At 32.3% G+C, this 21503-nt stretch carries 18 protein-coding genes; 8 read left to right on the top strand and 10 right to left on the bottom strand.

The genetic code is table 11. From position 1 onward, the window contains the following. Window positions 1–10: 10 nt before the first annotated feature. Genes A1704_RS15090 through A1704_RS15065 form a run of 6 tightly spaced genes read left to right on the top strand, consistent with a single transcriptional unit; the run spans window position 11 to window position 10246 of the window. Window positions 11–853, top strand: a complete 843-nt coding sequence (locus A1704_RS15090; RefSeq protein WP_062674762.1) for an HNH endonuclease — start codon at window positions 11–13, stop codon at window positions 851–853. Beyond that, a complete protein-coding gene (locus A1704_RS15085; RefSeq protein WP_062674759.1) occupies window positions 854–2968 on the top strand; it encodes an McrB family protein in 2115 nt (704 codons plus the stop codon). It abuts the gene before it with no gap. A 4-nt stretch (window positions 2969–2972) separates the two neighbouring features. Beyond that, complete coding sequence (locus A1704_RS15080; protein ID WP_062674757.1) at window positions 2973–4385, top strand: 5-methylcytosine restriction system specificity protein McrC; 1413 nt, start codon at window positions 2973–2975, stop codon at window positions 4383–4385. Between the two features lie 3 nt (window positions 4386–4388). Further along, the gene (locus tag A1704_RS15075) at window positions 4389–7559 is read left to right on the top strand and encodes a type I restriction endonuclease subunit R (protein WP_062674755.1); all 3171 of its coding nucleotides are present in this window, start codon (window positions 4389–4391) and stop codon (window positions 7557–7559) included. Between the two features lie 31 nt (window positions 7560–7590). Continuing rightward, window positions 7591–9354, top strand: a complete 1764-nt coding sequence (locus A1704_RS15070) for an AAA family ATPase (RefSeq protein ID WP_062674753.1) — start codon at window positions 7591–7593, stop codon at window positions 9352–9354. Beyond that, complete coding sequence (locus tag A1704_RS15065; RefSeq protein WP_062674751.1) at window positions 9338–10246, top strand: HNH endonuclease family protein; 909 nt, start codon at window positions 9338–9340, stop codon at window positions 10244–10246. Before A1704_RS15070 ends, A1704_RS15065 begins: the two co-directional genes overlap by 17 nt. A 704-nt stretch (window positions 10247–10950) precedes the next feature. On the opposite strand, the gene A1704_RS15060 is transcribed toward A1704_RS15065, so the two are convergent. From A1704_RS15060 to A1704_RS15040, 6 genes are all read right to left on the bottom strand, one after another. Next, a complete protein-coding gene (locus A1704_RS15060; RefSeq protein WP_062674749.1) occupies window positions 10951–11328 on the bottom strand; it encodes a hypothetical protein in 378 nt (125 codons plus the stop codon). Between the two features lie 175 nt (window positions 11329–11503). Continuing rightward, complete coding sequence (locus tag A1704_RS15055) at window positions 11504–11857, bottom strand: hypothetical protein (RefSeq protein WP_062674747.1); 354 nt, start codon at window positions 11855–11857, stop codon at window positions 11504–11506. A gap of 116 nt (window positions 11858–11973) precedes the next feature. Continuing rightward, window positions 11974–12291, bottom strand: coding sequence for a hypothetical protein (locus A1704_RS15050; RefSeq protein WP_062674746.1), 318 nt, complete (start codon window positions 12289–12291; stop codon window positions 11974–11976). A 560-nt stretch (window positions 12292–12851) separates the two neighbouring features. Beyond that, window positions 12852–12986 (bottom strand): hypothetical protein, encoded by a 135-nt coding sequence (locus A1704_RS25015; protein ID WP_262486818.1) that lies wholly within the window; start codon window positions 12984–12986, stop codon window positions 12852–12854. Between the two features lie 342 nt (window positions 12987–13328). Beyond that, window positions 13329–13703: a hypothetical protein gene (locus A1704_RS15045; RefSeq protein ID WP_131797519.1), complete on the bottom strand. Its 375-nt coding sequence runs from the start codon at window positions 13701–13703 to the stop codon at window positions 13329–13331. A 12-nt stretch (window positions 13704–13715) separates the two neighbouring features. Continuing rightward, window positions 13716–14975 carry an ImmA/IrrE family metallo-endopeptidase gene (locus tag A1704_RS15040; protein ID WP_062674742.1) on the bottom strand — a complete coding sequence of 420 codons (1260 nt, stop codon included), beginning with the start codon at window positions 14973–14975 and terminating at the stop codon, window positions 13716–13718. A 172-nt stretch (window positions 14976–15147) separates the two neighbouring features. Here A1704_RS15040 and A1704_RS15035 point away from each other — a divergent pair, with 172 nt between their 5' ends. Then, window positions 15148–16407, top strand: coding sequence for a hypothetical protein (locus tag A1704_RS15035; RefSeq protein ID WP_062674740.1), 1260 nt, complete (start codon window positions 15148–15150; stop codon window positions 16405–16407). 65 nt (window positions 16408–16472) lie between these two features. On the opposite strand, the gene A1704_RS15030 is transcribed toward A1704_RS15035, so the two are convergent. Next, entirely contained in the window at window positions 16473–17063 is a 591-nt protein-coding gene (locus A1704_RS15030) for a DUF4840 domain-containing protein (RefSeq protein WP_062674737.1), read from the bottom strand. 238 nt (window positions 17064–17301) lie between these two features. Further along, window positions 17302–18000, bottom strand: coding sequence for a hypothetical protein (locus A1704_RS15025; RefSeq protein ID WP_062674735.1), 699 nt, complete (start codon window positions 17998–18000; stop codon window positions 17302–17304). 194 nt (window positions 18001–18194) lie between these two features. Here A1704_RS15025 and A1704_RS15020 point away from each other — a divergent pair, with 194 nt between their 5' ends. Then, the gene (locus tag A1704_RS15020) at window positions 18195–19013 is read left to right on the top strand and encodes a helix-turn-helix transcriptional regulator (protein WP_062674733.1); all 819 of its coding nucleotides are present in this window, start codon (window positions 18195–18197) and stop codon (window positions 19011–19013) included. On the opposite strand, the gene A1704_RS15015 is transcribed toward A1704_RS15020, so the two are convergent. Beyond that, window positions 19010–19456 (bottom strand): YybH family protein, encoded by a 447-nt coding sequence (locus A1704_RS15015; protein ID WP_065119634.1) that lies wholly within the window; start codon window positions 19454–19456, stop codon window positions 19010–19012. The genes A1704_RS15020 and A1704_RS15015 overlap by 4 nt on opposite strands. A gap of 148 nt (window positions 19457–19604) precedes the next feature. Continuing rightward, on the bottom strand, window positions 19605–21470 hold the full coding sequence (locus A1704_RS15010; RefSeq protein WP_062674729.1) for a T9SS type A sorting domain-containing protein: 1866 nt from the start codon (window positions 21468–21470) through the stop codon (window positions 19605–19607). Between the last annotated feature and the right edge of the window lie 33 nt (window positions 21471–21503).

Here is a 21503-nt window from a genome sequence, read left to right as displayed (position 1 = left end):
CTAATATCCTATGAACGAAATAAAAACTACATTTGATGCAAGACTATCTTATGGATATGATATTGTAACGCATTTAGAAGGCCTTATTCTTGATGCTGGTGGCGGAGGTAGATATAAGGATCATACAATTTTGTTTAGACATATTTTGGATAAGCTAAAAACAATTAAGGCTCATAATATTACTATTTATGTTGCTGCAAAGCCAACTACTGCTAATAGTTATCCTGACAATCACTATCGAAAAATTAGATTTGAAGATCTGACTGAATTTAATTTTGAATCAATAGATTTAGATAGATTTAAATCTAATGCAAATGATGAGATCAGAGAAAAGGGTAAAGTCAATCCAGAAACACCTAATGGTGCAATTCACAAACGCTTACTGATAACTTCAAATTTAAACGAAAATGATTGGAATGAACTAATTGGAGGTTTTTCAACTGAGCAAATTGAGAATGATAAATTCGTAAATAGTAAAAATGATGAGGAACTACAGTACACTTTACAAAAAATAAAAAAACGTCTTCGTCAATCAAAATTCAGAAAAGAACTTCTAAAAGCTTATAACAATACTTGTGCAGTGACAGGTAGTAAAGTTGTTGAGTTGTTAGAAGCTGCTCATATTCAGCCTTACAATGGGGCTCATACTAGTGTTATAAGCAATGGAATTTTACTGAGATCGGATATTCACGATTTGTTTGATATTTATGTGGAGGGAAAACGGTTGATCAATATTTCTGCTAATTATAAAATTGAAGTGCATTCTTCATTGGAAGGCTCGGAGTATTGGGATTATAATGGAAAAGATCTTAAGTTGCCTGTAAGTACGAATAATTATCCTAAATTTTCATAGATGAATTATTGGGTTCTTTCACCAAATGTTGAGCAAGATTCTTCTGTTGAAAAACAATGGAAAGATGCTATTTTGAAATATAAAATAGCTATCATGGGTTGGGGTACTGATCATTCTTTAGGAGCACGTTTTGTAAACGAAGTGAAAATAGGTGATATAATACTAATTGCTCAAGGAGCAAATTCAAATAAAAGATTGTTTTTATCGGGTATAGTAAAAAGTTTACCAGCGAAAGGACATTTGCCCGATATGCCAAATGAAAAATACTTTTGCTATCTTGAATTAACAATTGATTCAGTTGAATTAAATCGACTAAACCTAAATTTTCAAGATGCTGCATTTGGTGATGCATCAAGAATTCCAGCTTTGTATATTTTAAAACCTTGGGACAATGCCGTTGATAAAAAGATCTGTGAGCAATTATCGATAGAAACAAAGAAAAAAAGATTAGAATCAATTATGAAAAATATTATACTGTCAGACCTAAGCAAAAAACAATTAAATCAACTCTTTAATGCCTTTTGTCAAAAGTATAGTGATAGTGACAAAATATCGCTAAGTGATAATGCTTCTGTAATAGTTAATGAGTTTCAAAGTTATATTGATAAGATTAAAACCAATTCTTTTGCACTTGATGATTATACGAACCGACAGGCTAATGATACGGGTCTGCCTGGTTCGTACCTATGTAATTTTTTAGAAAGAAGATCAAGAGAATTTTTTGGTTCCTCTAAACCTGCGGGTTCAGCTTTGAGTTTTGGTATTAAGGCTGACAAAAATGAAAATTCATTTACAATCGATAGAAAAGATCCTGATAATTTTAATAAAAATAATAGAGGAGAAGCCGAATCAGAATTTGAAAAGTATAAAACGTTTTTCAGAAATGTGGTAAATGAATCAGAAATTTTCCAACAAATGAAGTTGATAGAAGATTGTGATTTTATTTCAGCAAAACAGATTTTGAGAAAGTTTTTGGTTCTATCTCATCCCTTTCAGTTTATCTATGCATACAATGATAGGTTGGATGATCTATACCAATATTTCTTTGGTGATGATCAAAGTCTATCTAAAATAGAAAAGAGTTTTCATATCAATTTTGCAGTAAAGCAAATATTAAATATAGATCAGGACAACTACGCTAATCAAATAATTGTTTCTCGTTTTCTTTGGAAATTAGCAAGTTCTCAATCACTTTTTTCCAAAAGTAATCCAAATGTTATTTTATACGGTCCACCCGGAACAGGAAAAACATATAAAATTAAACAAGACTTGGAATTCTTAACTAAAGGTGATTCTTCACGAGTAAAATATGTTGTTTTTCACCCATCTTATGGCTATGAGGATTTCATAGAGGGAATAAAGCCTTGTGGCGTTACAGAAAATGGTAATTTAAAATTCGAATTAATTAACGGTGCATTTAAAGAATTCTGCAAATTGGCAAAAAGCAGACCTAACGAAGAATTTTATTTTGTGGTTGATGAAATCAATAGGGCAAACTTATCTGCTGTTTTTGGAGAAACTTTGGTTAGTTTAGAAAGTTCATATCGGGACGTAGTTGTAGATGACTTTAATGATCGACATCTATTCAGTACACAGTATTCATCTTATCAAGAACAGCTGGAGGAAAAGAAAAAAGTAGAGTTAGCTTATGAAATTTCAGAAACTGGAAGCGTTCTTTTTGGTGTTCCAAACAATCTATATTTCATTGGAATGATGAATAATGTGGACAAAAATATTGATAGTTTTGACCTTGCTTTACGTCGCAGATTTAAATGGATTTATTTTGGTTGCGATTATGATGTGATCGAAAATGTAAAAAGTAACAAAGGAGAATTATTTATAAATAGATTAGATTATGTTGATGCTTGTAAGAATTTAAATGAATTTATTTCAGATTCGAAATATTTAGGATTAGGAAAGTCATTCGAATTTGGGCATTCTTTATATATGAAGATTTCAACTATTGAAAAGCAAAAACATATTCATCAAAAAAGTATGGATCAACTTTTCCGAGAGTTTTTATTGCCGACTTTAAATGAATATTTGAGAGCTTATTACGATGAGTCAGAAATAGAAAAGAAGTCAGCGGAAGCTCAAAATTATTTTAAGCTGTAATGTGATGCACATAACTTTACCAGTAAATTACAACTACAGAAACGATAAAATTGGTTGGACTGATTTGGAAATCAAACAATTCTTAAAATCCAATGACAGTTCATTTAATAAACAGATGATCAAAGACTGTTTTGATAATTTTGATGAAGTATATCTTAGTGATAGTCGCTTCAGTAATTTAAATGTAATTTCTTTGCGTAAATCGACAAATTTAGATAAAGATCAAGATGCTTTTGTAATTAAGTTTTACAAAAAAAAAATTGGAGGAGAGACGATTTATTATATAGAAACCGGGCAATATGCTGGATATATTAATTACAAAGGATTTGTAATTAATATATCATTAAGTGAGCGATACAATGTTTCTGTATTGAATCATTTGCTTACTTATGCTAATAACATTTCTTTGGACTCAGAAGCCATCCTGACAAGTTATAAAACACGAACAAATGAACTTGAATATCTTCTATGTTTTATGTTTTTACAAAAATTAGAGAAAGCATCAATATTAGGACTCCCAAAAAGATTTCAAAATGTTAATGAGCGACTGAATACTGTTCGAGGTAAAGTCGAATTTAATTCATTCATAAAGAGAGACATTCCTTTTCAAGGAAAAGTTTCCGTTCATTACCGTGATAGAAGTGATATACAAGAAATTATTGATGTTTTGTTTTATACTTTATATATCATTAAAAATAAGTACTCATCAAATTCTTTATTTAAAGTAAGAAATGTTTATAATGAACTACTTTCTAAGTATAGCAAAATTAAGCCAAAAAGTGATACAATATTTAAAGCTAAAAGCCATCCTATTTTAGCAAATCCTCTATTTGTTCAGTTTAAAAAAGTCTTAGAATTAGCGGAAGTAATCATTAAGAGTTTTAGTCCTGATTTTAATCAAGAAAGTAAAAAACAAATATCTGGAAATCTCTATAACACATCAGAATTGTTTGAACTATATATTGAAAAGATTTTAAAATCTAGTCTTAAAGGTTGGAGTTTAGATGCTCAAAAAGAAATATCTATTTATAAAAATCATTTTTTTAGTCGTAAAATGATTCCAGATTTTATTCTGCATAATGTGAACCAAGATAAATATGCTATTTTAGATGCAAAGTTCAAAACAATGAATTATAATTATTTGGACGTTGATAGAGAAGATATTTTTCAACTGCATACATATAGCTATTATTATCACGATAAAAATGTATTGTCTGGATTAGTTTATCCACTACAAAAAGAGGTTGATGTTTCAGGAAAACATATATCAAATACTTTAGATCAATATTCAAACAGATTTGGAATCTTTGGAGTTGAATTAAATAAGAATTCAAATGTAAAATCTATAAAAGAATCTGAGTCAAAATTCATAAATCAGATAAATGAATTGCTAAATCAAGAATCAGAAAAACGTTAAACTATGTCCTACGAATACTCAGAAGATGCATTAATAGAAAACGCTACCGAAGAAGTTTTAAGAGAACTTGGTTGGGAAGTTACTACAGCCTGGAAAAATGAAAGTTTTGGAACAGAAGGATTATTAGGTCGTGAGAATAAAGGAGAAGTAATCTTAGAACGATATGTTTTAGAGGCTTTACAGCAGTTGAATCCAGACCTTCCGGAATTAGCATATACAAGAGCTTTAGAAAAAATTGTTCAAAAAGAAGCAGATAAAACTATTGCTCAGCAAAATAAAGCCAAATACCAATTATTAAAAAATGGCGTTGAGGTTTCGTTTACAAATGAGGAGGGCAAAACCCAAAAGAAAACTTTAAGAATATTTGATTACAAAGATTATCTAAACAATCATTTTCTGGCTGTTCGACAATTCGAAGTGAGTGGTGAGTTGCATAATCGTCGTCCTGATGTGATTGGTTTTGTAAATGGTATTCCATTAGTATTCTTTGAGCTTAAATCTCATGCCGTTGATCTACGCTCTGCTTATGAAGATAATTTCAAGGATTATAAAGATACAATCCCTCATTTATTTTATCACAATGCCTTTGTAATTTTAAGCAACGGTACAGATGCTAAAGTGGGTACTGTAACCAGTCCGTATAAATATTTTCTTGATTGGAAACGTATAACAGAAGATGCTGAAGGAATTGTAAGTTTAGATACAATGCTTAGAGGAACATGCGATCCTGAAAACCTGATGGATATTTTCGAGAACTTTTTACTATTCGATGAAAGCAATGGAAATATTGTAAAGCTAATGGCAAAGAACCATCAGTTTATTGGAGTAAACAGGGTTCTGGAAAATGTACAGAATATAGATGATCTCGAAGGGAAATTAGGAGTATACTGGCATACTCAAGGTTCAGGTAAAACATATTCCATGGTCTTTCTTTGTGAGAAGATACATCGCAAGTTTGGAGGTTCTTATACATTTTTGATTGTTGTCGATCGCACAGAGCTGGAAAACCAGGCTTACGATACATTTTCAGGTGTTGGAATTGTTAATAATAAAAATATCATTGCAGGTAAAAAGAAAGGTGTAACGGGTAGAGATCATCTGAGAGAATTATTAAGCGAAAATCACAGGTATGTATTTTCATTAATACACAAGTTTTCTGTTGATCCTGAATTAGAGAAAGAATATCCTCTTATTACCGAAAGGAAAAATATTATTGTAATCTCTGATGAAGCACACCGTACACAAGGGGGTAAATATGCAAGAAATATGAGATTTTTTGGTTTGCCTAATGCTTCATATTTAGGATTTACCGGAACTCCTATTATTAAAGAGGAGCAGGAAGTCACAAAGAATATCTTTGGAGAATATGTTTCTGTATATGACTTTAAAAGAGCAATTGAAGATGAAGCAACCCTTCCATTAAAATATTTGAATCGTGGAGAGCGACTAAATATTGATAATCCTGCATTGGATGAACAAATGGCTGAGATTCTTGAAAATGAAAATCTTGATGAAGATCAACAAAAGAAATTAGCTTATCTATTTAAAAAAGAATACCCGATACTTACTGCAGAATCGCGTCTGAGAGAGATCGCTAAAGATTTGGTTTGGCATTTTAATGAAAGAGGTTATCAGGGGAAAGCAATGTTGGTAGCACTTGATAAGCCAACAGCGGTTCGGATGTATGATTACATTATGGAATATTGGCCAGAATATCTGACCGAACTGGAACAAAAAATTGCAGAATCAAAAGACCTTCAGGAAGAGCAGGAATTAAAACGTAAATATAACTTAGTTGTTTCAACAGAGGTTTGTGTTGTCATTAGTTCAGAACAAAATGAAATTGATAAATTCAAAAAAATCAATTTGGATATTGAAACGCATCGTCGCAAAATGGTTGAAAGAAATCTTGAAAAAGAATTTAAAGATGAAGAGCATCCATTCCGATTGGCAATTGTATGTGCGATGTGGATAACAGGATTTGATGCGCCTGCTATTTCAACAGTTTATCTTGATAAGCCGATTAAAGGACATACTTTAATGCAAACCATTGCCAGAGCAAACAGAGTGTATGATGATGAAAAAGAAAACGGGCTTATTGTTGATTATGGTAATGTGTATCAGCAATTAGAAAAAGCTTATGCTGTCTACGGAGAAGGAGATAAAGGTAAAAAAGGGGATGAGAATGATAATCAAAAACCATTCGAGCAGTTAGAAGCAATGTCTGACGAAATCAAGGAAGCTATTGATGAAGTAGTGAAAATGTTAGAAGAAGAAAACTTTAATTTAGATACTTTAATTGAAGCTACAGCTATGGGAAAAATTGCGGCAGTAAATAATGGAGCGAATGCTGTTTGTAGAAATGACGAGTCCCGTGCTAAATTTGAGATAGCGGCTAGAAACGTATTTAGAAAGTATAAAGCACTTTTTCCTGAAAAACAGGCAAAAAAATTCACTCCACAATATAACGCTATCGATGCCATTTACAGTAAACTCAATCAAAAAGTAAAAAGTGCTGATGTTACAGAGATTATTTTACGTTTACAGAGTGTGGTCAATGATTCCGTTGTGGTCGATACTGTTCAGGAAAATCCCTATACAATGATAGATTTGTCTAATTTAAATATTGATGCATTAAAAAAAGCATTTGAGAAAATCCCTAGAAAAAATGAATTAGTATATGATCTAAATAAAGCTGTGGAACAAAAATTAGAACAGATGCTTAAAGAGAATCCTTTACGTTTAGAGTTTTATGAACGTTATAAAGAAATTATCGAAGCTTACAATAATGGTAAATCTGAAGTAGAACTTGTACGCAGTTTTGAGCAATTGTCAGCATTTGTTCAATCCCTGTCACAAGAAGAAAAAAGAGCTTATCGAGAAAATTTGGATGAACCTACCTTATCCATTTTTGATCTTTTAATTCAGGATAAAAATTTGGATAAAGAAGAAAGAGAAAAAGTGAAGAAAGTGGCAGCACAAACTTTAGAAATTCTCAAAAATGAAAAGTTAAATATTCCTCACTGGAAAGAAATTCGTGAAGTAAAAGCCAGTATAAAAGCTACCATATATGAACAGTTACTATGGCTTCCCGAAAATAAATATACTGATGAAGAAGTAAGCTTAAAAAGTATTGCTGTTTATCAGCATGTTTATTCTTATTCATTTTTGTAGAAGATTTTATTAAAATTTTAAAATAAAAAATATGCTGGATCTTGTTGAAGTTCATGAAGAATTATATTTATATCTGCTTGAACAAAGGAAAAGAAATTCTGAACTAAAATTTACTTTTAGAAAAAGTAATCATGCAAATAGATTGGAAGAAGGGTATTGGTTTTACGGAAATGAAAACTATTTAGCAATATCATTTTGGGAAGGGATGGATTGGAAAAATAGAACTCCGAATATATGTTTCACAATTGATAGCAAGGGAAAATGCACCTTGGAAATTAATGTTTCAGATTCTACTATCAAGAAAGAATTTATTGAAAGATATTTTTTAGAAAGAACACTAAATTTAGAAAAAATTGGTAAAAAATATATCATCAAGTATGATAATGTTTTTTCTGAATACAGTAATCGCATATATGATCTAAACGATTACAAGTCTGTTTTTGATTTTTTCCTGCACACAGATAAAGAAAATATTGATGATATTATTAGGAGTAATTCTGATTTTTTTGAGATGATGGGATCAAGTGAAAATGAAATTTCATTTTTAAGTTCAGAAGAATTTCTAAAAAGACATAATAAAATTAGGCAGTATAGAAAACGCAAGCAAGAGATTGATAATGAAGATGAATTTGTTATCAAAGAGGATAAGCCTTGGAAATTATTTTCAATTAATATAAAAGATTATGGATTAATAAATGACTTATCGATTGAAATAAAAAACAAAAAAAATCAGTGGATATTTTTAACAGGTGAGAATGGATCTGGTAAAACGAACCTTTTACGAGCAATGGCAACAACATTGGGAAATAGAATGTTGTCAAAAAATGAATTTGAAGAAAATCCTAATTTTAAAGTTATTGCCAACTTCATTTATAAAAATAAATTACAAGAATACAATAGAATTGGAAATGGTGAAGTAAAAGGTAAAAGAAAACCATACATTCAAGGGTTGGCAATGTATGGTCCTTATAGACTTGATATGGTGGTAGATAAGATGAATAAGGCTAAATTTAAAAAAGAATTAAATAAAGAAGAGTCTTTCAAATCTTTATTTAAGGTAGGAACTCCACTATTAAGTATTGACAAACAGTTTGAGTTTTGGAGGTCTGGATCAAAGCGGGAAAAGAATCTTTTTCAAAAAAGAGAATATTATATTAAGTCTTTAATAATTGATGTTGTTCATAATTTAGTTGATATTAGATTTACCATTGAAAATAACAAAAAAATTACAAAGTACATTTTTACTAATGATCAGAATCAAGAATATTCTTTAGTTTGGGAAAAATTATCAACTGGTACAAAGAGTACTATTGCGATGCTTGGTGATATTCTGATTCGTCTTTTCAATCAACAATCTGACATTCTTGATCCAGCAGAATTACGAGGGATTGTTATTATAGATGAAATTGATTTACACCTTCATCCTAAAGCACAAAAAGAATTAGTAATAAACCTCTCAAGAACATTTCCTAATATTCAATTTATTGTTTCTTCCCATAGTCCAATACCTTTTATTGGTGCACCTGAAGAGAGTGTATTCATTACGGTTGAAAGAGATCAGAATAATAATATCAAAGCGACAATGTTAGATATAGACATTTCAAATCTATTACCTAATACAATTTTAAGCTCACCTATTTTTGGCTTTGATTCCATAATTAATGTTCAACATAATCCAAATGAGAGTTTGATAACAGAGAACGATTATCAAGAAGCCGCATTTTATAAAATTTTGAATAGAAAGATCACGGAACGAACTATACAATTAGGAATAGATAATGATTCAGATAACTAGAAAAGATTACAATGATATTCCCGAACCTTTGACAAGACCTGGGACATTTAGGCAAATTGAGCGCGCAGTTGCAGAAATGAATGGTGATAAGTACAATACTACTTATTATAAAGATGAAGTTGTAGTTAATAAGCTTAAAGCATTTTCTGTGCATAAAGATAATCTTGATGCGGGTGATAAACCAAAATGCTATTATTGTGAATCATATGTTGATCACGTAGCGACTTTACAGGTTGAACATTTTAGACCAAAGGCTAAAGTCGATGAAATTGATAATAATAGTTTATCCCACCCTGGTTATTATTGGTTGGGTTTGGAGTGGAGCAACCTTTTGTTATCTTGTCCAAGTTGTAATGGTAAAAATGCAAAAGGTAATAGATTTCCTTTAGTTGATTTCAACAATAGAGCCAGAGCAATAAACCCAATAGGAAATTCACCACTTTCATTTGACAGAACACATTGTATTGCCAATCAATCTCCCTTATTAGATGAAGAACCATTATTAATTAATCCGGAGTATGAGGATCCGACTCCTTATTTGACATTTAATGACGTAGGACAAATACAGGGTATCGGTGAAAAAGGAGAAAAGACAGTTGATATATTGAAATTATATAGAGATCCTTTGTTGGCAGCCCGTCAGGTTAAATTAAATGAAATTATTAAGAATATTGAATTAGCTTGCGCAGCAAGAGAAATGGGTAAAATTAATGATGATGGTCTAAAAGTTTGGCTAGAAGCAGAGTGTACTAAAGTCTTAGAATTAGATAATGTTAGAAATGAGTACTGTTTGTGGGGTAGACATATTATTGCAAATTTTGAAAGTTGCGTTGTTTCTAAAATTGCGATATATAAAGACGAGTTACGAAATGCTTTCCAAGAAGTTAGATAGATATAAAAACTGAGCTATAATTTGTTGAAATTCTGAACTTATTTTTTTCTAAAATTGATGAAAATTGAGGTGTACTGGCGAAATATATAAAATATCACCGTTGCAGTCGGGAATTGTTAATTATTTAATTTTCAATATTTTATAAGGTTGGAGGTGGACAAAAGTAGTACAAATGTATTTTTAAATTTATCGTGAAGTATTTTAAAGTATTGGTTTACAATCATTTACTGTGATGAGATGCGTGCGGAAAAGTAGAAAAAAAAGATGTTGCAGCATCTTTATCTTGTACCACTTTTGTACACCTTGTATGGTATAAACCACCATCAATAAAGACTTCTATAGATGCTGTATCGGGAAGTAGATCCAACCTTCTTTATCATATTTTAAGAATTTTAAATTCAAAATATAAAACAGCCTTTTTTAGGCTGTTTTTTTTTGTTTATTGAAGTCCTTCGTTTGAAATTTCCGAAGTTTGGAGCTTTATTACTGACTCAAAGTCAGGAGACTTTGCGGAGCGGTGTATATCTCAAATCTCAACATAATAGATGAAATGGGATCCAAATAGAGAGATAGAGTGGCATATTTATTTGAATTAAATAATATAGTCAATATTATGACTTGCAACCTAGTTGTATTTAAAACTTTAAAGGATTAATTTCTATAAAAAAGACAGACTAATTAAAGCCTGTCTTTTTATATTGATTTTAAAAATCATACCCAATCCTAAAACTTAAATTAGGAACTACCTGAAGTGAATAGTCAGATTTTAAAATTTTACCCACTCCTAATCCTAATTGAAGTTCATAATTGAAATTTTTTGCAAAATTTCTTCTTAATCCCCATGTAGGAATCAATGAAATCATTGGATTTACTTCTATTCCATCAACATTTGAAATAACAAACCAATCAGGAACGAATCCAAGTTTTGCAGAAAGATAGTTTGCGGAATTATACTTAGTATTCTTGCTTTTATTATGCCTTTGATTAATATTGTAGTACCATTTGGGAGTTACGGACAAAGCAGGTGCTAATGCAAAACCTGTTTTAGAGTACAAATCTCCTCCCCAAATCCCCGCATTCAAATCGATCTCACTTCTAAGTGTAAATTATTCAGAAAGATTGACTTCATTATAGACATTTGCACCAAAAAGTCCAGCTTGAACTCCAAAGAATGATTTTTTTATTGATGATTTTTCTTGCGAATACATTAGGGTTACAGTAAATACTAATAAAATTAGAAATATTTTTTTCATCATATTATTTTTTATAAAATTCATAATTCCCAGTGAGATTACCTTTTGTCCATTTACCATTCATTGATTTATCATTTAAATATCCTGAAAAACTTAATCCAGCTTTTGTAGTTGCATCAAATTTACCACTAATCATTACATATCCTGATATACTTTCAGAAATATTGGAAGTAGTATAATATATCGTTCCTTCCATGTTACCTGTATCAGATACGTTAAATTTTATTTCGCCAGATAAATCTCCCTTAAAGTTTCCGATGTAATTCCCTTGATATTTAGAGTTCGATTGTAACCTTAAATTCTCATCTGAAATACAAGAGGTAATTGCAAGGAAAAATACAAGAAAAAAATATTTCATAATTTTAATTAGCGTTAAGTTTTACTCCATGCCAAGCTCCATTTTTCTTGGCTATTCCATACATACTAACTGCTACAGCATCAGGTTTTGAAAAATTCCACTTATAGCTTGTTACATCAAGTCCATTCCCCGTTCCTAGATTTTAATTCAGAAATAACTTTATTTTCATTTTTTTGAGTAATGACTGGAACTAAAGACTCAATTCCTTTCTCGTCAATAAAATTTTGAACTGATTCAAGGTTCTCTTTTTTTAGGTTTTTGTAAGTAGCGGATAATGATTCTTTGTTTGGAAAATATAATCTTCCATTTTTTACAGCCGCTTGATCAATTATATTAGTTTTATCAGATGATGTGTCGGTAAGTTCTTCACGACAGGAGGTTGTAAAAGCTAATAGGCTGAAAATAGCTATTTTAAATAGATTTAAATTTTTCATTTGTTCAAAATAATTTTATCTCATTTGTACTTTACATACAACGACAAATAGATTTTTATTGTTAATGATATTATTACAATTTGTAGCATGTATGCTTTTTTAGCAGATAATTACCAAGCTCGAAATTATCTGCTCTTAAATTTAAGAGTTTCATCATTTTTGTTTTTTTGCAAATTTAAAAATTAAACTATTCGAGACAAATTTTTCACATTAAAAAGATTTATTGAAGCAAATTTTCTCGTCTTAACTGTTACAAATATATTTTGCATCAACTTCAAAACATGTCGTATTAAAAAAAGGTTTTGAGCTATTTAGCATTTCCCTTTTTTGAAATACTTTTGGACTGCATTTATGGTGAGTTTTAAAGATCTCATGAGGTAATATGCGCAACCGATATACAAAATGAAATACGCGAACAGTATCGAAACAAATGAGACATCATCCCAAATGCCGTACGGTTTAAATTTTAATTGTGGTATATGTAACATCATTTTGGTACATCAAAAGGGGTTTGGTTATTTTTCATAAACACAGATCCCATCCTTTTATACTTCATAAGCTTACCATTTGTACATAAATCGTAAATCCCATTTGCTTTCTGTTCTGAAATGTATAAAAACATCACTTTCGTTGCAGTCATTATCTAGTGCAACATGTTTTCTAAGGTCTTCAATAGTTGCATCGACTTTTTTCAAAAAAGATTGGATTTTCTTATCTGGCGTAGGTTCTAGACAGTTTGCTGGTAAATCACATTTTTTGTCTTTTCCCGTTTCTTGTGCAAAAATAAAGCGTTGATACTACCAACATTAAAGTAAAGACTAATTTTTTCTTTTTGTTATTCTTGTAATACTATTTCCGTTATCGAAAGTAGATCCAATTTCCTCTATCACAATCAAAAAATTCAAATCCAAAAACATAAAAACAGCCCTTTCAAGGCTGTTTTTTAAATTTATTTAAGTCTATCCACACATAACTCACGCTTTCCGAAGTCTACTGACTTTGTTTTGCAAAACAAATATTTTATAATTTTAAATCATTTATTCTAAAGGTGTATCAAATAAAAGATTTTTCATAACGCCAATTGTAAGCATCACTAAAAAGAAGAGTAAAAAATAGGCGAAGAAATTGACAAGTCGTTTTTTATTATCATGATTTTGCAACGTATTAGTACTATAACTATTTACAAAACTTCTTAGCCCTAAAGTAAATACAACTATAATTGATGTAAAGGTAATATAAAGGATAATAGATTGCTTTAGTTCAAAAAAGAATAAGATTACTAAAATATCTATTAATGCGATAATCCAACTTAATTTAAATATTTTAAAGGACGATATATTTTTTCCCAACATTAAAAATATTGAATTTGAAAATATAACGGTAAGAAGTATTATCTGTAAAATTGTATTCATACAAAAATTATTTTAATCATAGAAGTTTCGACTCATAAATTCATTTGCTCTTCTAATAGATTCTTGCCTTATCCTTTCTTGTTCACTTGCATAATTAATTTTAACATCTTTGGGCATTTTTATAATGCTTAATGATTTTAATCTGTATTCAACACTTTGTTTGCTCGTTCCAAAATAATTGGATAAATAGTTTATATAAGTGTGAAAATCTTTTCTATTTTGTTCTTGATGGTCAACATAAATTGTACCTTGATTTCTACTAACTCCCATTCTTCTTTGCACTTCTATTAGTCTTGCTAATATTGAAGTATGAGGCATTAAAATTGCAGATGCAAAACTATTAGCCTGCCATTCAATCCAATTCTTATCATTTTTCAATTCATATTGCTGAGTAAAGATATTATGCACTGAATCTTTAAAATTATTATAAACAGTTTGATTCATCTTAAGATTTCTGTGTAAAACGAAATGAGCAATTTCATGTGCCAGAGTGAATGGGAAACGCTCTGTACCCACTATTGTATAATCGATTAAAATTTTATTGCTTTTTGAATCAAAATAACCCAACAATTTTGTTCCATCATTATTTAAAAGATTAACATATTCTACTTTGAGTTGATATTTCTTCTCTAAATAAGTGGTTAGTTGTTTTAAATCTAATTTATATGCACCTGCCAAGATAGAACTATCAAATTCATTCAGAAATGTGTTTGCTATATTTTGTATTTGCTGCGCTGAAAATTGTTTTAATCCTTCTATTTTTTTCGGTAGTAGTGCATTTTCGATGGTTTTTCTGATTTTTTCATCCAGTTCAATATCTTTTTCATTTTGATTCTTCAGATTATCAGTTCTATGTAAAAGGATATTGTATTCACTATCATTTACTTCAATCAACATCATACCGTAGGATTTAACAGTTTCTAACGCTCCACTTTGTAGACGATTATTAGAAACAAAAACTCCTTTTATTGCAAAGCCTTCTATTTGACTTATATATTCAGCAAATGTGGCGACATCACTAACAGGTACTGCACTTGTATAGTTTTTACATTCAATCAAATATAATAAGGTAGGATTCTTTGCTTTTGGAGGAGTGACCTCAATAGCTAAATCAAAAATAATATCTGCTTTTCTTCTAAAAGAATAATAAGGCTTCTTTCGGTAAATTTTACAATATTTTGGTATAAGTCCTAAGTCATTATTTTTTAATGCTTGTTCAATAATGTTGTAAGATTTGTCTTCAAATTCATCTCCGAGTTTTACAGTATTCATGCAATATGGTTTCTTACAAATTTAAATACATAAAATTTCACTTCAAAATCGAATTATTAACACTTTTTATATCGTTCAGAAATTGACTACCTCTTCAACTTAAAAAAAATAGCGAAAAAGGGTAATGTTTTGATATTGGTCTGCGGGGGTACCTTTATCAAAAATAAGTATCATGAACGCAATTATTAAAAAACTATCAATTTTAAGTGTACTGATTTCACTGATGAGCTTCTGTTCCTTCCTGTTGGCACAGGTTTATCCTATCGGGCAGATGTTTTTGACTACTTATGGTCAGTCTTTTACGATGTATAATACGGGCGTAATTGTTCAGGATGGCAATCCGGGAAATGCCGGCCAGGCCGTATATGATCAGACCGGAATTAATTATCTGCGCTTACCGTCTGCTGTTCCCTATCAAAAGGCTTTTTTCCTGGATTTCAATAAAAACATTATAGAGCTGGATTACAGATATGGATACCGCGTCGTGGGTTATTCCAATATTCCTGTTCCTCCTCCGCCAGTTATGTATCTGCCAAAACCTACGTATGATAATCAAATAGGAATTGAAACCGCTGAAGGACTAAGACCGCTACCTACCCAGATTATTGACGAGCAAAAACCTTATGGGGATGTCATGATGACCAGTGAGCAGAATGCCGTGGACTGTTATAAAAATTCTTTGAATTTTGACGGATCATTAAATCAGATGAAATTCGGGGACTGTATGGTAACGAATATGGCAGGACAGAAAGAACTTGAAATTTATAAATGTGCCAAAAACTCGGCAACCATGGAGGAACAGAGTCTTTGTATGCTGAGTATTTTAGGCGGTTCAAAAGAAAAGCAGATTACTCAGGATATGTTGAAGTGCTATAAAGAATATGGCGGCAATTATGAAATGTATCCCCTTTGTTTTGCTGATAAAGTAAACGATCCTGAACTCAAGCAATTAGTTTCCTGCTTTAAAGATCAGGCCAACAGTGGCGAAATATCTTTTATGGGAACTGCCGTGTGTTATGGAGCAAGTAAACTTAATCTGAATACAGAAGCCCAGATAGCCGTTGAGTGCGCGGTAAGCACCGGAGGACAGCCGTATGCATTTGCAGGATGTGCGGGCGGCCAGTTAACCTATCGTGAATTAAATAAATGTCTAACAAACGGAGTTGGCGGTGATAATGGATGTTTCGGAAAAAATAATACGATCGTTAAAGGACTAAATCAAATTGGAGACGCTTTAAAAGGTCAGTTTGGTCCTAATAACGATATCGTCAAAACATGGAATACTACCGTGCATGATTTACAATATGGCCCCGGGAAAAATCATGAAGCGGTAAAAGTGGTCAGAAACATAAGCAACGAACTGGGAAAAGCGGGAACTAATGTAGCCAAAGAAATAAAAAAAGTAGTTCCCAAAATAAAAATCAAATGGTAATCAAGAAGGTAAAATAAAAACAGATGCACTTGTCTAAGTGCATCTGTACAATATTCTCACTGCATCTATTTCTTCAGCATTTGAAAATTATATTTTATAGGATTGAAAGGATTGACAGCCGTTCCTTCAACGGTTATTTTACTTGCAAGCAGTTCAAAATTCATATTTTGTGTGTTCTGCTTGGTAAACAACCCTTTTTTGGAAGCCGTAAATGTTATGACCACTTTCTTGCTTACTCCATCCACAGGAACCTGAACAGTTAATTCTTTAGGAAGAAGATTAAGTTCTATCTCCTTTTTATACTGATATAGAACCGCAGTATAATCCAGGTCATATTTTATTTTTCCGATGGCTGTTAAGGCCTGATTAGCTTTCGCAGGATCAGAAATTACTGAGTAAATAACCTCTTTCATAGGAAATTCCGAATAGGAAATCAGGTTTTTCTTGGCCGAAAAAGCAACCGCCGTTTCTCCGTTCACAGTTCCCTGGGATATCCCAGCTTTTCCAGTGTATTCACCGTTAAGATCATCAAAACTGATCGTCACAGGGTTAGGTTTTGGAGCATCATCATCATTACTGCAGCTTGCCAGAACAAAAGGAATAGCCAGTAAGACCACAAGCATTGATATCAATTTTACATGATTGAATTTTTTCATTTTGATTTTGAATTTATTATTTTGATTAAAAAATATTGTATTGAGTACTCATCTATATAAATACAGAATTTCCATATCCTTGCTTGGGATTAAAAAAAATAATTCAATCAACTGATTTACTGCCTGTTATTTTTAATATTTAAAACAATTAAAAGCACGACTTTATGATTAATCATAAAAAAAATCCAACATCTTTCTGATATTGGATTTTTGTATCGTTGAAGATATAACAGATCAGTTAACAGATCAACAGCAGTCTATACTCTCCATCATTTTCGACAGGTGCTCTGTGAACACAAGGCAATGCTTCCTGATCAGGATGATCTACTGCAATGCGCCAAAGATGACCAACCCCTAAATTGACAGGTTCTGCATGAGGCTTAGGCTGATAATGAAGATCAAAGAAATACTCTTTCAGGAAGTCTTCAAATTCATCTTCAGTACCGTCATGTAATTTTCTGAGCTGTTCCCGGATTTCAGGAATTAAAATTTTCTGTTCCACCTGATCATTAGCTATGATATCACTTGCCGTCCCGTGATAAGTACAAAGAAAAGTATCCGTCCCGACAGGTGAACGGTCGACATGATAGGAGTACACATCTGTTGAAATAAAACCGAGCTCCTCATCGCGTTCATAACATTTAAGCAAATTAAGGACGGGAGATGCGCCGAAATCTGTTAATAACTGCAGGTCATTTAAAATAATTTCTCTCGCCATACTCCCCTCTTCTGACAATTCCAATGCTAAAAGATCTTCACTGGAAACTTCCGTAATATTATCTTTCAGCAGAAGCTTTGTGACAATTTCTTTAAAGTCACCCACTAAATTCCTGTGCCAGCAAATGGCATTCATAACGCCCTGAAAACGGGTATTTACAAGTTCAGAAAAAGAAGAAACCACACCTACCTGATGATGATCAGAAAACATATTGCTCATATATTGGAATAAACAGTTTAGCCGCTTAATTCCGTACAAAAATACGGAATAGGTTTTTCAAAACCTCCGTTACAAAAATTACGATAAGTTTTATTATGGAAATTTAATTTCCAGGTTGATCTTTTCTCTTCATATCGTATTTATTCCTAACTTAGAACAAGCTAATCGTCAACGAATTAATCTGATTAACCGTTATGCAGATTTCACCATCCGCCAGCCTTGCACCTTATATAAAAAGTTACACCGTTGTTACCATTGATAAGGATCTCAGAGATGAAGTATTTTATCCGAGTGGATATATAGATCTCATTATCAATATTTCCGGTGGTTTTGCCGCTACTGTTATCAATGGCCAACACAAAAACACTCCCGATATAGAATTATTGGGACATCTCACACTTCCCACCCGGCTTAGTGCAGCGAAAGGGACTTCGGTGCTTATTGCGAGGATATTTCCGCATGCCGCTACTTTATTTTTTTCTGACCCTCTTTCAGAATTCACGAACTATGCCACTGATATGTATGATGTAACGGGGAGTGAAAACAGAAATTTGTATGACCGCATTATGGATACAGGGGATCTTTGTTCAAAAATAAATGTTTTAGAAAAGTATTTTCTTCAAAAGCTGAAAAAAAATGAATCTCATCTTAAAAAAGTGGCCATCCTCCACGCGCTTAATCAGCAGCTTTTCATGAATCAGAATGTATTGAATTTGCCTGTTATAACACAAAGCTCAGGGCTATCGGAAAGATATATTCAAAAACTTTACCTTACGAATATGGGCATAAGCCCTTCTTCTTTTGCTTCAGTAACAAGATTTAACAAAAGTCTGCCAATGGTTCTCAACACCCCGGAATCACTCACAACGATAGCTTACCACTGCGGATATTATGATCAGGCTCATTTTATCAAAGAGTTTAAAAAATTCACTGGCATTACCCCTTCTGCATCCAGACATTCGCTGATCAAAAACGACACTGATCTCCAACAGGCTGTTAATATTGGTTTTTAGTTTGATTTTGCAGGATGATTACTGCTGAACATGTCCCGGTGCATCTTCCAGACATCTTTTGTATTCTTCCAGATAACGATCACTTTTCCATCGTCCAGTTTGTTGCCCTTTAAATCTGTCATCTCATAATAACTTTCTTCGGTTACTGAGGTTCTGCCATCTCCATACAGATTTTGAATCATAAACTTAACATGTACTTTCGGGCCGTTTTTAAAGAAATCAAGTATTTGCTCTTTTCCACATAATGGGGCGGCATTGGGTGGAAAAAGACATGCATCATCAGTATATCTGCTAAGAATGGAACCGTCATTTTTATTGGCAAGTTCCGCGTAGATTGCATTACTGGCTTCTATAACCTTCCTTACCGGCTTAAGATCTTTATTTTGGGCATCAGACCATGAAGTAAGAAGTAATAATAAGCTTAGAATAAGTATTTTTTTCATTGTAAAATTTTTATACAAAGCAAAACATTCCTCAAACCCAAAAATTGTAAAATTGCGAACAAACCGATATTTTTCAATAAAAAAACGGTGTCCTCTCCTGGAAAACACCGTTTTATATATAAGGTTATTAATTTTCAGTTTTGTTTTTTTACTTCTTCAGTATCTTTTCTGTTACTGTTGAAGATTTTGTATGTAGTTTAATGTAATATACTCCTGTCTGAAGAGAAGATAATACGATCTGTTCCTGCATCATATTCAAAGTTCCCTGCTTGACCAGTTGTCCTGCTGCTCCAAAGATCTCATAAGAAACCAAAGGCTCTTTACTTTTGATCATCAATACATCCTGAACCGGATTAGGGTATAATTGCATTCCTGCCTGAGCAGCCGTTTCTTCTACTGACATCTGGCTGCACGTTGACTTAGCAAATTTTGTAAAAAAAGACTGAGATTTCCCTCCTGCTACATTAACCGCCATTGTGTTGACATTATCATTGGCATCCGTAAATAGCTGATCGTGAAAAAAACCTCCCACTACGTAATTGCCATCGTTATCTGCAGCAACTGCTGTAAATTCATCTATAACATAATAGTTACTACGGATTTCTCCTGTTCCCAAGACCGCTCCCGTATCTTTATTAAGTCTCACCAGTAAAGGATCAGATCTGTCTCCATCAGGACGTACCATTGCATAGCTTCCCCAGACATCAGACCAGCTTCCTTTGGCAAAGGCTATTTCATTTCCATTAATGGCAATTGTTCCTTTGGTAAAACGATAACCAAACTGAAGACCAGACATTGCTTCCGGAGTTTTTGCCCATTGTACTGCACCCGCAGCATTCATTTTCATAACAAACGGAACGGCTTCCACATAACTTCTCAGAGGAAATGTATAAGTTCCGAAAGTTGCAGGCACTGTTATTCCGTTAAAATACCGTCCTGAAATATAAATATCTGAAGTTACGGGATCTTTGATAATAGAATGAATTTCATCATCAGTACTCGTTGTACCGTTATTAAGTTCTTTTCTCCATACCTCAGCTCCGGTAGTACCATCAAAAGCAAACACATAAGCCGCTTTTGTAAAGGGAACATTATTATAGGAAAGATCAACCAGATTACTGAATCCAGGATCCATTCTTTTACCAGCAATATAATAACGATTCAAACTTTCATCGTATACTACATTCACTTTTCCCTCTCTACCTACAATATTTATTGCATCTCCTGTAATAGGAAGTAACAAAGGAGTTGCGGGGGTCATATTTCCGTTATCATAATTGAACTTGACCGCATAATACTGATAGGTTGATGTGAAGGTTGAAGGCACTGTAATTAATCCATTCAGATGTGTTCCTGCTCTGAATCCCATTACAGCATGAATATTTTTGGAAGAATCCATATACATCATCTGAACATCGCACATGCGGGAAAAATAATTAACATCTCCCTGTAAAGATTTGCTCCATGCCAGTGTACCGTCCGAAGTATTGTATTTTAACAGAAAAGCCGCTTTATGGGCCGGTTCTATCGTTTGATCATAATAAGTATACAGCGGTTGTGTATGAGTATCATCAAAGTGCATAGGAACAGCATTAGGATCTCCTGCATATGAATTGTTATAAAGGGTTGCCAACACATATAATCCACCATTATTATCTACTTTAATATGCCATGCATTTTCTCCATCTCCTGAACCGCCTATTGGCCTGGACCATCGTATATTTCCTGCGCAATCAGCAGAGAACAGAAAAAGATCACTAAGACCGTAATTGGTTACAGAAGCGCCATTCAGATTTTGTTCCTGTTCACGCATGGTGGCAAGAAAATAGGTATTATTGTTGTTGTCTACTACAATATCCCTTATGGATTCATCAAAGACATAATGAAAACCCGGATCAGCTGAACCTGTTAATCCTCCTGCCTGTTTTCCCCATTGCCACTGATAAGCCTGACTAAAAGATAATCCTGGTACTATCAGAAGTAATCCCCAAAGTTTGTTTTTTAATCGTATCATAAAATTTCATTTAATTATCACATACTATAAAAA

Origin of the sequence: Chryseobacterium cucumeris, assembly GCF_001593385.1 — a bacterium.
GTDB lineage: Bacteria > Bacteroidota > Bacteroidia > Flavobacteriales > Weeksellaceae > Chryseobacterium > Chryseobacterium cucumeris.
The sequence above is the reverse complement of the archived record's forward strand: the minus strand, read 5'-3'. Positions and strand labels throughout refer to the sequence as shown.

What these genes read in the sequence shown, in the direction of transcription:
- A1704_RS15080 (WP_062674757.1), top strand. Translation starts at nt 2,973, where the DNA reads ATGCACATAACTTTACCAGTAAATTACAACTACAGAAACGATAAAATT.
- A1704_RS15065 (WP_062674751.1), top strand. Translation starts at nt 9,338, where the DNA reads ATGATTCAGATAACTAGAAAAGATTACAATGATATTCCCGAACCTTTG.
- A1704_RS15010 (WP_062674729.1), bottom strand. Translation starts at nt 21,470, where the DNA reads ATGATACGATTAAAAAACAAACTTTGGGGATTACTTCTGATAGTACCA.
- A1704_RS15025 (WP_062674735.1), bottom strand. Translation starts at nt 18,000, where the DNA reads ATGAGCAATATGTTTTCTGATCATCATCAGGTAGGTGTGGTTTCTTCT.
- A1704_RS15045 (WP_131797519.1), bottom strand. Translation starts at nt 13,703, where the DNA reads ATGAATACAATTTTACAGATAATACTTCTTACCGTTATATTTTCAAAT.
- A1704_RS15085 (WP_062674759.1), top strand. Translation starts at nt 854, where the DNA reads ATGAATTATTGGGTTCTTTCACCAAATGTTGAGCAAGATTCTTCTGTT.
- A1704_RS15030 (WP_062674737.1), bottom strand. Translation starts at nt 17,063, where the DNA reads ATGAAAAAATTCAATCATGTAAAATTGATATCAATGCTTGTGGTCTTA.
- A1704_RS15020 (WP_062674733.1), top strand. Translation starts at nt 18,195, where the DNA reads ATGCAGATTTCACCATCCGCCAGCCTTGCACCTTATATAAAAAGTTAC.
- A1704_RS15050 (WP_062674746.1), bottom strand. Translation starts at nt 12,291, where the DNA reads ATGAAAAATTTAAATCTATTTAAAATAGCTATTTTCAGCCTATTAGCT.
- A1704_RS15090 (WP_062674762.1), top strand. Translation starts at nt 11, where the DNA reads ATGAACGAAATAAAAACTACATTTGATGCAAGACTATCTTATGGATAT.
- A1704_RS15075 (WP_062674755.1), top strand. Translation starts at nt 4,389, where the DNA reads ATGTCCTACGAATACTCAGAAGATGCATTAATAGAAAACGCTACCGAA.
- A1704_RS15070 (WP_062674753.1), top strand. Translation starts at nt 7,591, where the DNA reads ATGCTGGATCTTGTTGAAGTTCATGAAGAATTATATTTATATCTGCTT.
- A1704_RS15040 (WP_062674742.1), bottom strand. Translation starts at nt 14,975, where the DNA reads ATGAATACTGTAAAACTCGGAGATGAATTTGAAGACAAATCTTACAAC.
- A1704_RS15015 (WP_065119634.1), bottom strand. Translation starts at nt 19,456, where the DNA reads ATGAAAAAAATACTTATTCTAAGCTTATTATTACTTCTTACTTCATGG.
- A1704_RS15055 (WP_062674747.1), bottom strand. Translation starts at nt 11,857, where the DNA reads ATGAAATATTTTTTTCTTGTATTTTTCCTTGCAATTACCTCTTGTATT.
- A1704_RS15035 (WP_062674740.1), top strand. Translation starts at nt 15,148, where the DNA reads ATGAACGCAATTATTAAAAAACTATCAATTTTAAGTGTACTGATTTCA.